The following is a 14,838-nucleotide window of genomic DNA, read 5'->3' as shown; positions in this document are numbered from 1 at the left end:
GTGCGAGCAAGGAAACACATGTCCGAATCTTTTGCCGCCCTGTTTGAAGAATCGCTGCAACGCACCGAAATGCGTCCTGGCGAGGTCATCACCGCCGAAGTCGTGCGCGTCGAGCACAACTTCGTCGTCGTGAACGCTGGCCTGAAGTCCGAAGCCTACGTGCCGATCGACGAATTCAAGAACGACCAGGGCGAAATCGAAGTCCAAGTGGGTGACTTCGTGTCCGTGGCCATCGGCTCCATCGAGAACGGCTACGGCGACACCATCCTGTCGCGCGACACCGCCAAGCGCCTGGCTTCCTGGCTGGCCCTGGAAAAGGCGCTGGAATCCGGCGAGTTCGTCACCGGCACCACCTCTGGCAAGGTCAAGGGCGGCCTCACGGTGCTGGTCAACGGCATCCGCGCCTTCCTGCCCGGCTCGCTGATCGACACCCGTCCGATCAAGGACCTGACCCCCTACGAGAACAAGACCCTGGAATTCAAGGTCATCAAGCTCGACCGCAAGCGCAACAACGTGGTGCTGAGCCGCCGCGCCGTGGTGGAAGCCTCCATGGGCGAAGAGCGCGCCAAGCTGATGGAAACGCTGAAGGAAGGCGCCATCGTGCAGGGCGTGGTCAAGAACATCACCGAATACGGTGCGTTCGTGGACCTGGGCGGCATCGACGGCCTGCTGCACATCACCGACATGGCATGGCGCCGCGTGCGCCACCCGTCCGAGGTGGTCACGGCGGGTCAAGAAATCACCGCCAAGATCCTCAAGTTCGACACCGAGAAGAACCGCGTGTCCCTGGGCCTCAAGCAGATGGGCGACGACCCCTGGATGGGCGTGGCGCGCCGCTACCCCTCGGGCACCCGCCTGTTCGGCAAGGTCACGAACATCGCCGACTACGGCGCTTTCGTGGAACTCGAGCCCGGCATCGAAGGCCTGGTGCACGTCTCCGAGATGGACTGGACCAACAAGAACGTGGCCCCGTCCAAGCTCGTGTCGCTGGGCGACGAAGTCGAAGTCATGGTCCTCGAGATCGACGAAGACAAGCGCCGCATCAGCCTGGGCATGAAGCAGTGCCGCGCCAACCCCTGGCAAGAGTTTGCCCAGAACACCAAGCGCGGCGACCGCGTCAAGGGCCCGATCAAGTCGATCACCGACTTCGGCGTGTTCGTGGGTCTGGCTGCCGGCATCGACGGCCTGGTGCACCTGTCCGACCTGTCCTGGAACGAGCCCGGCGAAGCCGCCGTGCGCAACTACAAGAAGGGCCAGGAAGTTGATGCCATCGTGCTGGCCGTGGACGTCGAGCGCGAGCGCATCTCCCTGGGCATCAAGCAGCTCGACGGCGACCCGTTCACCACCTTTGTGACCGTGAACGACAAGGGCCAGACGGTGACCGGCAAGGTCAAGACCGTGGACGCCCGTGGCGCCGAGATCGACCTGGGCGAAGACATCGTGGGCTACCTGCGCGCTTCGGAAATCTCCCGCGACCGCGTGGAAGATGCCCGCAACGTGCTCAAGGAAGGCGACGAAGTCACGGCCGTGGTGGTCAACGTGGACCGCAAGACCCGCAACATCCAGTTGTCGATCAAGGCCAAGGACATGGCCGACGAGCAAGGCGCCATGGCCCACCTGTCGGCCCAGTCGGCCAAGGAAAACGCCGGCACCACCAGCCTGGGCGCCCTGCTGCGCGCCAAGCTGGACGGCGGCTCCGACAAGTAAGCCACCCCTGGCCCCATGCACAATGGGGCCCTTCGCGGCGGGCGCGCAGGCATCCTGGGCGCCCGTCTTCGTTTCATCCCGCACCGAACTGCCATGACCCGATCCGACCTCGTTGAAGAACTGGCCGCCCGCTTTGGCCAGCTCACGCACCGCGACGCCGAACACGCCGTCAAGACCATCCTCGACGCCGTGGGCGATGCGCTGGTGCGCGGGCACCGCATCGAGATCCGGGGATTCGGCAGCTTCTCTGTCACGCACCGCCCTCCCCGCCTGGGCCGCAACCCGCGCAGCGGCGAAGCCGTGCAGATTCCCGAAAAGCGCGTGCCCCACTTCAAGCCAGGCAAGGCGCTGCGCGAATCGGTGGCGCAGCAAAGCGCCGAAACAGGCGCATAAAATCCCCGACACCACCGGGGAGACGCATGAAATACCTGCTGTGGCTGCTCAAGGCAGCCATTTTTTTCACGCTTTTCGCGTTCGCGCTGAACAACCAGCAGGACGCCAGCGTGCACTTCTTCTTCGGCACCCAATGGCGCGCACCCATGGTGCTGGTCGTGCTCTCGGCCTTTGCGCTGGGGGTCGTGGTCGGCGTACTGGGCATGGTGCCGCGCTGGTGGCGCCACCGCAATGCGGCCCGGCGCGCGCAGGCAGCGGCAGGCCCGGCGGAAACGCCGCCCAGCGCCACCGAGCCGGCCCCCGTCGCCACGCCCGCCGAGCCGCCCCTCCATGGAATTTGACCTGAGCTGGATCCTGCTGGGGCTGCCCCTGGCCTTCGTGCTGGGCTGGTGGGCCTCGCGCTTCGACCTGCGCCAGTTGCGCCTGGAAAACCGCCAGGCGCCCAAGGCCTATTTCAAGGGTCTGAACTTCCTGCTGAACGAGCAGCAGGACCAGGCCATCGACGCCTTCATCGAAGCCGTGCAGAACGACCCCGACACGTCGGAGCTGCACTTCGCCCTGGGCAACCTGTTCCGCCGGCGCGGGGAATACAACCGTGCCGTGCGCGTGCACGAACACCTGCTCTCGCGCGGCGACCTGAGCAGCGCCGACCGCGACCGCGCCCAGCACGCCCTGGCCCTCGACTTCCTCAAGGCCGGCCTGCTCGACCGCGCCGAGGACGCCCTCAAGCCGCTTGAAGGCACGGCCTACGAGCACGAGGCCCGGCTGGCGCGGCTGGCGATCTACGAGCGCACGCGCGACTGGCCCCAGGCGGCCGCCATTGCTGCCAAGATCCAGGCAGCGGGCCAGGGCGACTTCAGCCAGCGGCAGGCGCACTACCTGTGCGAACAGGCCCAAGCTGCCGCGGCCCAGGGCGACGAAGTGAAGGCCGGACTGCTGCTCGACGAAGCCCATGCCGTCGCGCCGCAAGCGCCCCGCCCGCTGATCGAGCGCGCGCGCCAGCAGCAGCGCCAAGGCCACGGCAGCGCGGCCGTCGATACCCTCGCGCGCTTGGCCGCACAGGCCCCGGCGGCGCTGCCCCTGGCCGCCTCGCTCCTTCTGGAAGCAGCCGCCGCCAGCAGGCGCAACGACGAAGCGCGGGCCCTGCTGGAAGGCCACTACGAACGCGCCCCGTCACTCGATCTGCTCGAAGCCCTGGTGGCCCTGGACCGCGCCAGCGGCGACGCCCAGCGCCCCGGCCGCACGCGCTATGCGCTGCACCTGGCGCACGAACCCTCCCTGGTGGCCGCAACGCACTGGCTGGCGGAAGAGCACTTGCCGCACGAGGACTTCCACCCCGCCATCCAGCGCGCGCTCGACCAGGCCGCCAAGCCGCTCATGCGCTACCGCTGCGCGGCCTGCGGCTTCGAGGCGCGCCAGCATTTCTGGCAATGCCCCGGCTGCCAGAGCTGGGACAGCTACCCGGCCCGCCGCGTCGAAGAAATTTAGAAGGAGCACACCATGTCCCTGCGCCACCTCATTACCGCCGCCCTGGCCTGCCTGTGGCTGGGCATGGCCAGCGCCGCCGTCGAGGCCAACAAGGCCACCGAGGCCGAACTCGATGGCGTGCGCGGCCTGGGCCCGGCCATCACGGCGCGCATCATCGCGGCACGCGAGAAAGCGCCGTTTCGCAATTGGGAAGAATTCATCCTGCGCGTGCCCGGGATCGGCCCCGCACGGGCCTACCAGCTTTCGGCGGAGGGGCTCACGGTCAACGGCGAAAGCTACCAAATCCAGGGCGTGACGACGCCTCCCGGGGTTCCGGCCATTCCCAAGGCCCCCGCAGCACCGGCCGCGCCGCCCAAACCGGCCCTACCGAAACTTCAATGAACCCACGCAGGCGCATGGCCAATGCCGTGCATCTGCTCAGGTTTTCATAGCATGCAGACCCGGGCTTGCCCGTAGAATGGTCTGCACATGCCCCTCGTTTCCTTCATCCTCCTACCCTTCCTGGGCAGCCTGCTGGCTGCCCTTTTGCCTGCGAACGCGCGCAACACCGAGTCGACGCTGGCGGGCCTGATCGCGCTGACCTGCGCCGTGCAGGTGGCCTTGCTGTTCCCCGAAATCGCCGATGGCGGCGTGCTGCGCCAGGACATCGCCTGGTTGCCCGCGCTCGGGCTGAACCTGGTGGTCCGCATGGACGGGTTCGCCTGGATGTTCTGCATGCTGGTGCTGGGCATCGGCTCGCTGGTGGTGCTCTACGCGCGCTACTACATGTCCGCCGCCGACCCGGTGCCGCGCTTCTTCGCCTTCCTGCTGGCCTTCATGGGCGCCATGGTGGGCGTGGTGCTTTCGGGCAACCTGATCCAGTTGGCCTTCTTCTGGGAACTCACCAGCCTGTTCTCGTTCCTGCTCATCGGCTACTGGCACCACCGCAAGGATGCGCGCCGGGGCGCGCGCATGGCCCTCACCGTGACCGGCACGGGCGGCCTGGCCATGTTCGCGGGGCTGCTGGTGCTGGGGCACATCGTCGGCAGCTACGACCTCGACCACGTGCTGGCGGCGGCCGAGCAGGTGCGCGCGCACCCGCTGTACCTGACGGCGCTGGTGCTGGTGCTGCTGGGCGCGCTCACCAAGAGCGCGCAGTTCCCCTTCCACTTCTGGCTGCCGCGCGCCATGGCCGCGCCCACGCCGGTGTCGGCCTACCTGCACTCGGCCACCATGGTGAAGGCCGGCGTGTTCCTGCTGGCGCGGCTGTGGCCGGTGCTTGGCGGCACCGAGCCGTGGTTCTGGATCGTCGGCGGCGCCGGGCTGGTCACGCTGCTGCTCGGCGGCTACGCGGCGATGTTCCAGAACGACCTGAAGGGGCTGCTGGCCTACTCCACCATCTCGCACCTGGGGCTGATCACGCTGCTGCTCGGCCTGAACAGCCCGCTCGCGGCCGTGGCGGCGGTGTTCCACATCATGAACCACGCCACGTTCAAGGCCTCGCTGTTCATGGCGGCCGGCATCGTGGACCATGAAAGCGGCACGCGCGACATCCGGCGCCTGTCGGGGCTGCGGCGGATGATGCCGATCACCGCCACGCTGGCCATGGTGGCCAGCGCCGCCATGGCCGGCGTGCCACTGCTCAACGGTTTCCTGTCCAAGGAAATGTTCTTCGCCGAAACGGTATTCATGGACACCGCGTCCATCGCGCGCTGGGTGCTGCCCGTGGCCGCCACCGTGGCCGGCATGTTCAGCGTGGCCTACTCGCTGCGCTTCACCGTGGACGTGTTCTTCGGCCCGCCTGCCACCGACCTGCCGCACACGCCGCACGAGCCCCCGCGCTGGATGCGCGTGCCCGTGGAGCTGCTGGTGCTCGCCTGCCTGCTGGTGGGCGTGCTGCCAGCCGCCACCGTCGGCGCCAGCCTGGCCGCCGCGGCCCGGCCCGTCGTGGGGGGCGACCTGCCCGCGTTCAGCCTGGCCGTGTGGCACGGCTTCAACGCCCCCATGGTGATGAGCGTGCTGGCGCTGGCCGGCGGCACGCTGCTGTACCTGCTGCTGGGCCGCGCGCAGCAGCGGGGCCGCCTGGTCGATGCGCCGGTGATGGGCCGCATCGACGGGCAGCGCGTCTTCGAAGGGCTGCTCGCGCTGCTGTCGGCCGCCGCGCGCCACGGGCGCCAGGCCCTGAGCACCCGGCGCCTGCAGTGGCAGATGCTCTGGCTGGTGGGTGCCTCCCTGCTCGCGGGGGCGCTGCCCCTGTGGCTGCACGGCCTGCAACTGGGCCACCGGGGCGCCTTGCCGCTCTCGCCCGCCTTCGTGCTGCTGTGGCTTCTGGGGGCCGTGTCGGCCGTCGCGGCGGCGTGGCAGGCCAAGTACCACCGCATGGCGGCGCTGACGCTGCTGGGCGGCGCCGGCCTGGCCACCTGCATCACCTTCCTGTGGTTCTCCGCGCCGGACCTGGCGCTGACGCAGATCTCCGTGGAGCTGGTGACCACGGTGCTGATCCTGCTGGGCCTGCGCTGGCTGCCCCAGCGCGACGAGCGCCTGCGCGTGCGCCCGCGCGGCACGCGCCGGCGCCGCCTGCGCGACCTGCTGCTGTCGCTGCTGGCCGGCGGCGGCATGGCCTGGCTGGCCTTCGCCATGATGAGCCGCGACTTCCCGGAAAGCACCTCCACCTTCTTCCTGGAGCGTGCGCTCACCGAAGGCGGCGGCACCAATGTGGTCAACGTGATGCTGGTCGATTTCCGCGGCTTCGACACCTTCGGCGAAATCGTCGTGCTCGGCATCGTCGCGCTCACCGTCTATGCGCTGCTGCGGCGCTTCCGTCCGGCGCGCGAGACCATGGACCTGCCGCCACAGCAGCGCGCCCTGCCCGCCGACCTGCAGACCGACCTGCTGAACCCGCGCAACGCCCAGGACACCGCCGTCGGCTACCTGATGGTGCCGGCCGTGCTGGTGCGCCTGCTGCTGCCCTTCGCCGCCGTGGTGTCGGCCTACATCTTCATGCGCGGGCACAACGAGCCCGGCGGCGGCTTCGTGGCCGGGCTGGTGCTGTCGGTGGCGCTGATCCTGCAGTACATCATCTCGGGTGTGGAGTGGGTCGAGGCGCACCTGCCGCTGGTGCCGCGCCGCTGGATCGCTACCGGCCTGCTGTGCGCGCTGGCCACCGGCGCCGGGGCCGTGGCGCTGGGCTACCCCTTCCTCACCACGCACACAGCGCACCTGCACCTGCCCTGGCTGGGCGACGTGCACGTGGCCAGCGCGCTGTTCTTCGACATCGGCGTGTTCACGCTGGTGGTGGGCTCCACGCTGCTGATCCTGACGGCCATTGCCCACCAGTCGATCCGCGGCCACCGCTACCACGCGCGCCTGCTCGAAGAAGCCCAGGCCGCGCAAGAAAATTCAATGGAAAACGGCTTCAGCCCTTATCCAGCAAGCGCTGAAAGCTATCAAAAAGTGACTATCCAGGGAGGTGCCGGCTGATGGAAATCGTTCTCGCCCTGGCCATCGGCGTGCTCACCGGCTCCGGCGTGTGGCTGCTGCTGCGCCCGCGCACGTTCCAGATCATCATGGGCCTGTCGCTGCTGTCCTACGCGGTCAACCTGTTCATCTTCAGCATGGGCCGGCTCGGCCTCGCGCTCGGCAAGGTGCCGGTGCTGGTGGACGGCGTGCCGCAGGATCTGCAGCACTACGCCGACCCGCTGCCGCAGGCCCTGGTGCTCACCGCCATCGTCATCGGCTTCGCCATGACGGCGCTGTTCCTCGTCGTGCTGCTGGCCTCGCGCGGCATGTCGGGCACCGACCACGTGGATGGCAGCCACTCGCGCGACCGGCAGGAGATGCCATGAGCCAGGCGCAGTGGATCGACACCATCGCGGGGCTGATGCCCCACCTCATGCTGGCGCCCATCGTGCTGCCGCTGCTCACGGCCGCCCTCATGCTGCTGCTGCGCGAGGAGCAGCAGCGCCTCAAGCTCGCGCTCAACCTGCTGTCCACGCTGCTGGGGCTGGCCATTGCCGTGGCACTGCTGGCCTGGAGCGCGCGCGCCGGCTCCCCGGCCACGCTGGGCGTGTACCTGCCAGGCAACTGGCCGGCGCCCTTCGGCATCGTGCTGGCGCTGGACCGGCTCTCGGCGCTGATGCTGGTGCTCACCAGCTTCGTCGCGCTGGCCTCCATCGTCTTCGCCTCCTCGCGCTGGCACCGCGCGGGCGTGCACTACCACCCGCTGTTCCAGTTCCAGCTCATGGGGCTGGCGGGCGCCTTCCTCACGGCCGACCTGTTCAACCTGTTCGTGTTCTTCGAGATCATGCTGGCCGCCTCCTACGGGCTGCTGCTGCACGGCTCGGGGCGCGCGCGCGTGCAGGCGGGGCTGCACTACATCGCCATCAACCTGGCGGCGTCGTCGCTGTTCCTGATCGGCGTGTCGATGCTCTACGGCCTCACCGGCACGCTCAACATGGCCGACCTGGCGCGTGCCATTCCGCAAGTGGCGGCGGGCGACCGCGGCCTGCTGCACGCCGCCGCCGGCATCCTGGCCACGGCCTTCCTCATCAAGGCCGCGGTATGGCCGCTCAACCTCTGGCTGGTGCCCGCCTACAGCGCCGCCACGGCGCCCGTGGGCGCGCTGTTCGCGCTGCTCACCAAGGTTGGCGTCTATACCCTGCTGCGGCTGTGGACGCTGATGTTCGGCAGCGAGGCCGGTGCCTCGGCGCTGTTCGGCGGCGCCTGGCTGATCGGCGGCGGCATGCTGACCATGGCCTTCGGCGCCATCGGCATGCTGGGGTCGCAACGCATCACGCACCTGGCCAGCTTCGCCGCCGTGCTTTCGTCGGGCACGCTGCTGGCCGCCGTGGGCTTCGGCCAGACGGAGCTGACGGCGGCGCTGCTGTACTACCTGCCCAGCTCCACCATGGCGGTGAGCACGCTGTTCCTGCTGTCCGACCTGATCGAGCGCTGGCGCAACGACGGCACGCGCACCGACGCCGACGACGAGGACGCCCCCTTCCTCAACCCCGAGCTGCTGCCCACCCAGGGCATGAACCTGGACGACGACGAGGAGGTGCTGATCGGCCGCGTGATTCCCGCCGCCGCCGCCTTCCTCGGGCTGTCGTTCATGGTGTGCACGCTGGTCATCACGGGGCTGCCGCCGCTGTCGGGCTTCGTCGGCAAGTTCGCCATGCTCACGGCGCTGCTGAACCCGCTGGGGATGGGCACGTCCTCGGGCATGCGCCTGGGGGCGCCGGGCTGGTCCTTGCTGGCCCTGATGATCGGCACCGGCCTGCTGGCGCTGATCGCCCTGACGCGCACCGGCATGCGCCACTTCTGGGCCGCCCACGACCGCACCACGCCCCGGCTGCGCGTGCTCGAGGGCCTGCCGATCGCGGCCCTGCTGGCCGCCTGCGTGGCGCTGACCGTGCAGGCCGCCGCCGTGATGAACTTCACCCAGGCCACGGCCAATGCGCTGCACGCCCCCGGCACCTATGTGCGCGCCGTCATGGAGGCGGCGCCCATCGCCGCCCCGCTCGTGAAGGAGGCGCCATGAAACGTCCCATGAAACGCCTGCTGCCCGCACCGCTGCTGTCGGTGGCGCTGTTCATCCTGTGGCTGCTGCTAAACCGCTCGGCCAGCCCCGGCAACCTGGCGATGGCCCTGGTCCTGGCCTGGCTGGTGCCCCTGCTCACGCGCGGGCTGCGCCCCCTGCCGGTGCGCATCCGCCGCCCGGGGGTGGTTCTGCGCCTGGGCCTGCGGGTCATGGTGGACACGCTGCACTCCAACGCCGCCGTGCTGCGCTTCATCCTGTTCCCGCGGCTGCGGCGCCACCCTGCCGCCTTCGTGCACATCCCGCTGCAGCTGCGCGACCCGAATGCGCTGGCGGTGCTGGCCATGATCGTGTGCATCACCCCGGGCACGGTATGGGCCGAGCTCGCGCGCGACCGCTCCGTGCTGCTGCTGCACGTGCTGGAGGTGCATGACCCCCAGACCGTCATCGACCACGTGCAGAACCACTACGAGCGCCCCCTGATGGAGATTTTCGAATGACGCAGCCCGTGCTCTCCTGGGCCCTGCCCCTGGCGCTGGCCATGCTCGCGCTGGCCATGGTGTTCACGCTGGTGCGCCTGCTGCGCGGCCCCTCGGCGCAGGATCGCGTGCTGGCGCTGGACTGCATGTACCTCAACGGCATGCTGCTGATGCTGGTGCTGGGCATGCAGTACGCCAGCAGCCACTACTTCGAGGCCGCGCTGCTCGTGGCGCTGTTCGGGTTCGTCGGCTCCACGGCCATGGCCAAGTTCCTGCTGCGCGGCGAGGTGATCGAATGACGCCCGAAGCCATGCCGCTGTGGGCCGAGATCACCATCGCCGCCCTGGTGCTGCTGGGCGCGGGCATCGCCCTGGTGGGCTCGCTGGGGCTGCTGCGGCTGCCCACCTACTTCGAGCGCGTGCACGCCCCGGCCATCATCGCCACGCTGGGCATGTGGTGCATCATGCACGCCAGCATCGTGTACTTCTCGCTGCTGGGGCACCGCCTGGCCGTGCACCCGCTGCTGATCGCGCTGTTCGTCGCCGTCACGGTGCCGATCACCAACATCTTCCTGATGCGCGCCGCCCTGTTCCGCGCACGCCGGGCCGGGCAGGCCGTACCGCCGAGCATCAGCCGCCGCGCGGACACGATGAACTCCTGATTCGATAGCTGCCAGCGCTTGCTGCGCAAGGGCTAGAGCCCGAAAAGACCATGAAACCACCCGCGCCACGCGGATGATCGCGCGCCATGCTCAACATCCTGTCCATCTGCCTCGGGGCCTGCGCCGGCGCGCTGGCCCGCTGGGGCCTGGGCCTGTGGCTCAGCACACCCACCAGCCTGCTGCCCTGGGGCACGCTGGCCGCGAACCTGATTGGCGGCTACCTCATCGGCGTGTGCGTGGCGGTGTTCCAGGCCATGCCGCACCTCGACCCGGCCTGGCGCCTGGCGCTGGTGACGGGTTTCCTGGGCGCGCTGACCACGTTCTCGAGTTTTTCCGCTGAAGTAGTGGGACTGCTGCAGCAGCAGCGCCTGGGGCTGGCGCTGGGGGTGGCGGCACTGCACCTGGGCGGCTCGCTGCTGCTGACCTGGCTGGGCCTGCACAACGCCGCGCTGCTGCTGCGCAGCTTCTGACCCCCCAAAAGAAAACGCCCTCCACGATGGAGGGCGCGCACACCTCTACAGCCCCAGCTCAGCGCAGGGCCGCCGTATGGCTCGCCGCGTGGGTGCCGCCCAGAGACTCCACCCAGTGACGCACGCGCTCGGCATCTCCCAGCCGGCTGAACTTGCCGGCCGAATCGAGGAACACCATGATGATCTGGCGCCCGGCCACCTGGGCCTGCATGACCAGGCAGCGGCCGGCCTCGGAGATATAGCCGGTCTTCTGCAGGCCGATGTCCCAGGCCGGGCTGCTCACCAGGCGGTTGGTGTTGTTGAACTGCAGGGTACGGCGGCCCACCGCCACCTCGTAGCCGGTGGAGGTGGACAGCTCGCGCAGCAGCGGATCGCCATGGGCCACGCTCACCAGCGTCGCCAGGTCGCGCGCACTGGACTGGTTGTTGCTCGACAGGCCCGTGGGCTCCACGTAGCGCGTGTCCGTCATGCCCAGCAGGCGCGCCTTGGCATTCATGCGGGCCACGAAGGCGCCCAGCCCGCCGGGGTAGGTGCGCCCCAGGGCATGCGCCGCGCGGTTCTCGCTCGACATCAGCGCCAGGTGCAGCATCTCGCCACGGGTCAGCGTGGTGCCCACGCTCAGGCGCGAGCGGCTGCCCTTTTCCGTATCGACGTCGTCCTGGGTGATGGTCAGCGGCTCATCCATGGGCAGGTGCGCCTCGGAAATCAGGAGCCCGGTCATGAGCTTGGTCAGCGAAGCGATCGGCAGCACCGCCTTGTCGTTCTTGCTGAACAGCACTTCGTGCGTGTCCTGGTCGATCACCAGGGCCACGCTGGACTTGAGCGACAGCGGATCGCTGACCTGGTGCAGCCCGGCCATCTGGCCAAACGACTGCCGCTCGGGCGCCACGTAGGCCGCGCGCACCGGCGCCTTGGCGCTGCGCGCCACCTTGCGCGGCGCGGCTGCCTTGCGGGCCGCCGTGCGCTTGGCGGGGGCGGAGCTGACCTGTTGCTTCTTGGCCGGCTTCTTGGGCGCGGCATGGGCCATGGGAACAGCCAGCGCCAGGCTCAGGGCGGCCAGGCTACACCATTGGGAGAAACGTCCGAGAACGGAGCGGTGGGTCTTGTGCATCCGGTTACCCCAAGCAACAAAAAGTCAGTGGCAGTGTAGCCAATTAAAAAAAGTCGCGCAATATCAATGTATTGCGCGACTTTTCAAGAAAGTGGGTGAGATTATAAGACGCTCACCCGGGGCTTGCTGCAAGTCAACCTTGCGCCGCCACCCGTTCGGCCTTGCTGTGCAGCTTGTTCAGGGCGCTGAGATAGGCCTTGGCCGAGGCGACGACGATGTCGGGATCCGCGCCCACGCCATTGACCACGCGGCCGCTGCTCTGCAGGCGCACCGTCACCTCGCCCTGGCTCTCGGTGGAGCCGCTGATGGCGTTGACCGAGTACAGCACCATCTCGGCACCGCTTTGCACATGGGCCTCGATGGCCTTGAGCGAGGCGTCCACCGGGCCATTGCCCTCGGACGCGCCCTGCACTTCCTTGCCCTCCACCGTGAACACGATGCGTGCATGGGGGCGCTCGCCGGTCTCGCTTTGCTGGGCCAGCGAGACGAAGCCGTACTGCTCCTTCTCGGCCGTCACGCTCTCATCGCTGACCAGGGCCAGGATGTCCTCGTCGAAGATCTCGCTCTTGCGGTCAGCCAGCTCCTTGAACTTGGCGAACGCGGCGTTGATCTCGCCCTCGCTCTCCAGCGCCACGCCCAGTTCCTGCAGGCGCTGCTTGAAGGCGTTGCGGCCGCTGAGCTTGCCCAGCACGATCTTGTTAGCGCTCCAGCCCACGTCTTCGGCGCGCATGATCTCGTAGGTGTCGCGCGCCTTGAGCACGCCGTCCTGGTGGATGCCGCTGGCGTGCGCGAAAGCGTTGGCGCCCACCACGGCCTTGTTCGGCTGCACCACGAAGCCGGTGGTCTGGCTCACCATGCGGCTGGCGGCGACGATGTGCTGGGTGTCGATGCCCACATCCAGGCCGAAGTAGTCGCGGCGCGTCTTCACGGCCATGACGACTTCCTCAAGCGAGCAGTTGCCCGCGCGCTCGCCCAGGCCGTTGATGGTGCATTCGATCTGGCGCGCGCCGCCGATCTTCACGCCGGCGAGCGAGTTGGCCACCGCCATGCCCAGGTCGTTGTGGCAGTGCACCGACCAGATGGCCTTGTCGCTGTTGGGAATGCGCTCGCGCAGGTTCTTGATGAAGTTGCCGTACAGCTCGGGAATGGCGTAGCCCACCGTGTCGGGCACGTTGATGGTGGTGGCGCCCTCGCGGATCACGGCTTCGAGCACGCGGCACAGGAAGTCCGGGTCGCTGCGGTAGCCATCCTCGGGACTGAACTCGATGTCGCCGACCAGGTTGCGCGCGAAACGCACCGCCTGCGTGGCCTGCTCCAGCACCTGCTCGGGCGTCATGCGCAGCTTCTTCTCCATGTGCAGCGGGCTGGTGGCGATGAAGGTGTGGATGCGTGCGCTGTTGGCACCCTTGAGCGCCTCGGCGGCGCGGGCGATGTCACGGTCGTTGGCGCGCGACAGCGAGCAGATGGTCGATTCCTTGATCGCATTGGCGATGCTTTGCACCGCCTCGAAATCGCCGTTGGAACTGGCCGCGAAGCCGGCTTCGATCACGTCGACCTTGAGGCGCTCCAGCTGGCGCGCGATGCGCAGCTTCTCGTCCTTGGTCATCGAGGCGCCGGGCGACTGCTCGCCATCGCGCAAGGTGGTGTCGAAAATGATCAGCTTATCTGCCATGGTGTACTCCTGGGTGGATGGGGGTGGGACCCGCAACTGGAAAATTTTGGCGCACAAAACAAAAGGCCCGTTGCGGGTGCATACGGGCCTTGAGTGAAAAGCGTGCGCGCGCGCTCTACCGTCTCCGCCCGTGGGGGGTTAGCAGTAGAGCGAGGGCCAGCGCTTTCATGACGTGCAATGTAGCACATCCCGGATTTCCTACTTGTGCAGGCCCCGCTCGTCCGGCTCGTCCGTGGACGTGCTGATGACGCTGGTGTGCTGCCCCTTGGCCTTGCGCCAGGCGTACACCACGTAGCCCGAAAGGCCGTACAGCACGAACACGCCGAACAGCACCGTGGGCGGGTGGATGTTGACGATGGCGATGCCCAGCGCGATCAGCACGATGGCGGCGAAGGGCACGCTGCGCTTCATGTGCAGGTCCTTGAAGCTGTAGAACGGCACGTTGGTCACCATGGTGAGCCCGGCGTAGAGCGTGAAGCCGAAGGTCACCCAGGTGATCTGCGCCCAGCTCAGGGCGATCGAACCCTGGCCCGGGCGCACGCCAGCTTCGGTCAGCAGCCAGATGAACCCCATCACCAGCGCCGCCGCCGCGGGCGACGGCAGGCCCTGGAAGTAGCGCTTGTCCACCACGCCGGTATTGACGTTGAAGCGCGCCAGGCGCAGCGCGGCGCAGGCGCAATAGACGAACGCGGCGATCCAGCCCCAGCGCCCCAGCCCCTGCAGCGCCCACATGTAGGCGATGAGCGCGGGCGCGGCGCCGAAGGACACCATGTCGGACAGCGAGTCCATCTGTTCGCCGAACGCGCTCTGGGTGTTGGTCATGCGCGCCACGCGCCCGTCCAGGCTGTCGAGCACCATGGCGCAGAAGACGCCGACGGCGGCCATGTCGAAGCGCCCGTTCATCGCCATGACGATGGCGTAGAAGCCGCCGAACAGCGCCGCCAGCGTGAACAGGTTGGGCAGGATGTAGATGCCCTTGCGGCGCTTGCGCACCACCACGCCCTGTTCCTCGGCGGATTCATTGCCGTCATGCATCAAATTGGCCTCCAGCCCTTGCCAGACAAGCGCAAGGAGCTATTGTTTCGATAGTAAACGCCGCGCGCGCCGCGCGGCAAAGGGGGCAGTGTAGCGACTCGGCCGCGCCCCACGGCGCACCCACAACGCAAAAAGGCCACCGAAGTGGCCTTGGGCGCACGGCAAGCCGTACTCAGAAGGTGCGAATGAATCCGGCGTGTCCGAGCAGGCCGCACAAACGTGCGCCCTCAAGGCGCAAAGCGCAGCCATAGCGCGGGCTATGGCGAGCATTTGCAACGCCGAGGGCGTGCGTTTTTGCGGGATGAGC

Annotated in this window: 15 protein-coding genes; 12 read left to right on the top strand and 3 right to left on the bottom strand. The window is 68.3% G+C overall.

All coding sequences use genetic code 11. The features are described from left to right. Window positions 1–18: 18 nt before the first annotated feature. The 12 genes from rpsA to crcB all read left to right on the top strand — a co-directional run bounded on the left by rpsA (window position 19) and on the right by crcB (window position 10,713). The gene (gene rpsA / locus YS110_00835) at window positions 19–1,707 is read left to right on the top strand and encodes a 30S ribosomal protein S1 (GenBank protein ID UJB63409.1); all 1,689 of its coding nucleotides are present in this window, start codon (window positions 19–21) and stop codon (window positions 1,705–1,707) included. A gap of 93 nt (window positions 1,708–1,800) precedes the next feature. Next, window positions 1,801–2,100 (top strand): integration host factor subunit beta, encoded by a 300-nt coding sequence (locus tag YS110_00830; protein ID UJB63408.1) that lies wholly within the window; start codon window positions 1,801–1,803, stop codon window positions 2,098–2,100. A 26-nt stretch (window positions 2,101–2,126) separates the two neighbouring features. Then, a complete protein-coding gene (locus YS110_00825) occupies window positions 2,127–2,441 on the top strand; it encodes a DUF1049 domain-containing protein (GenBank protein ID UJB63407.1) in 315 nt (104 codons plus the stop codon). Further along, window positions 2,431–3,588, top strand: coding sequence for a lipopolysaccharide assembly protein LapB (lapB, locus tag YS110_00820; protein ID UJB63406.1), 1,158 nt, complete (start codon window positions 2,431–2,433; stop codon window positions 3,586–3,588). The genes YS110_00825 and lapB overlap by 11 nt, the downstream gene beginning before the upstream one ends. A gap of 63 nt (window positions 3,589–3,651) precedes the next feature. Further along, window positions 3,652–3,969, top strand: a complete 318-nt coding sequence (locus tag YS110_00815) for a helix-hairpin-helix domain-containing protein (GenBank protein ID UJB67307.1) — start codon at window positions 3,652–3,654, stop codon at window positions 3,967–3,969. A gap of 87 nt (window positions 3,970–4,056) precedes the next feature. Further along, window positions 4,057–7,047 (top strand): monovalent cation/H+ antiporter subunit A, encoded by a 2,991-nt coding sequence (locus tag YS110_00810; protein UJB63405.1) that lies wholly within the window; start codon window positions 4,057–4,059, stop codon window positions 7,045–7,047. Further along, window positions 7,047–7,412, top strand: coding sequence for a Na+/H+ antiporter subunit C (locus YS110_00805; protein ID UJB63404.1), 366 nt, complete (start codon window positions 7,047–7,049; stop codon window positions 7,410–7,412). The genes YS110_00810 and YS110_00805 overlap by 1 nt, the downstream gene beginning before the upstream one ends. Next, a complete protein-coding gene (locus tag YS110_00800) occupies window positions 7,409–9,106 on the top strand; it encodes a monovalent cation/H+ antiporter subunit D (protein UJB63403.1) in 1,698 nt (565 codons plus the stop codon). Before YS110_00805 ends, YS110_00800 begins: the two co-directional genes overlap by 4 nt. After that, the gene (locus YS110_00795) at window positions 9,103–9,603 is read left to right on the top strand and encodes a Na+/H+ antiporter subunit E (protein ID UJB63402.1); all 501 of its coding nucleotides are present in this window, start codon (window positions 9,103–9,105) and stop codon (window positions 9,601–9,603) included. The genes YS110_00800 and YS110_00795 overlap by 4 nt, the downstream gene beginning before the upstream one ends. Continuing rightward, window positions 9,600–9,881: a K+/H+ antiporter subunit F gene (locus YS110_00790; GenBank protein UJB63401.1), complete on the top strand. Its 282-nt coding sequence runs from the start codon at window positions 9,600–9,602 to the stop codon at window positions 9,879–9,881. Before YS110_00795 ends, YS110_00790 begins: the two co-directional genes overlap by 4 nt. Beyond that, a complete protein-coding gene (locus YS110_00785) occupies window positions 9,878–10,243 on the top strand; it encodes a monovalent cation/H(+) antiporter subunit G (protein ID UJB63400.1) in 366 nt (121 codons plus the stop codon). Before YS110_00790 ends, YS110_00785 begins: the two co-directional genes overlap by 4 nt. Window positions 10,244–10,329: 86 nt before the next feature. Beyond that, the gene (gene crcB, locus YS110_00780) at window positions 10,330–10,713 is read left to right on the top strand and encodes a fluoride efflux transporter CrcB (GenBank protein UJB63399.1); all 384 of its coding nucleotides are present in this window, start codon (window positions 10,330–10,332) and stop codon (window positions 10,711–10,713) included. 58 nt (window positions 10,714–10,771) lie between these two features. Here the strand turns inward: crcB and pbpG are convergent, their stop codons facing one another. The 3 genes from pbpG to pssA all read right to left on the bottom strand — a co-directional run bounded on the left by pbpG (window position 10,772) and on the right by pssA (window position 14,531). Beyond that, the gene (gene pbpG / locus YS110_00775) at window positions 10,772–11,824 is read right to left on the bottom strand and encodes a D-alanyl-D-alanine endopeptidase (protein UJB63398.1); all 1,053 of its coding nucleotides are present in this window, start codon (window positions 11,822–11,824) and stop codon (window positions 10,772–10,774) included. Between the two features lie 133 nt (window positions 11,825–11,957). After that, entirely contained in the window at window positions 11,958–13,496 is a 1,539-nt protein-coding gene (locus tag YS110_00770; protein ID UJB63397.1) for a 2-isopropylmalate synthase, read from the bottom strand. A gap of 198 nt (window positions 13,497–13,694) precedes the next feature. Next, window positions 13,695–14,531, bottom strand: coding sequence for a CDP-diacylglycerol--serine O-phosphatidyltransferase (gene pssA / locus YS110_00765; protein ID UJB63396.1), 837 nt, complete (start codon window positions 14,529–14,531; stop codon window positions 13,695–13,697). Between the last annotated feature and the right edge of the window lie 307 nt (window positions 14,532–14,838).

Origin of the sequence: Acidovorax sp. YS12, from assembly GCA_021496925.1 — a bacterium.
Classification (GTDB): Bacteria; Pseudomonadota; Gammaproteobacteria; order Burkholderiales; family Burkholderiaceae_C; genus Paenacidovorax.
This window is presented reverse-complemented; position numbering and strand designations above follow the sequence as displayed.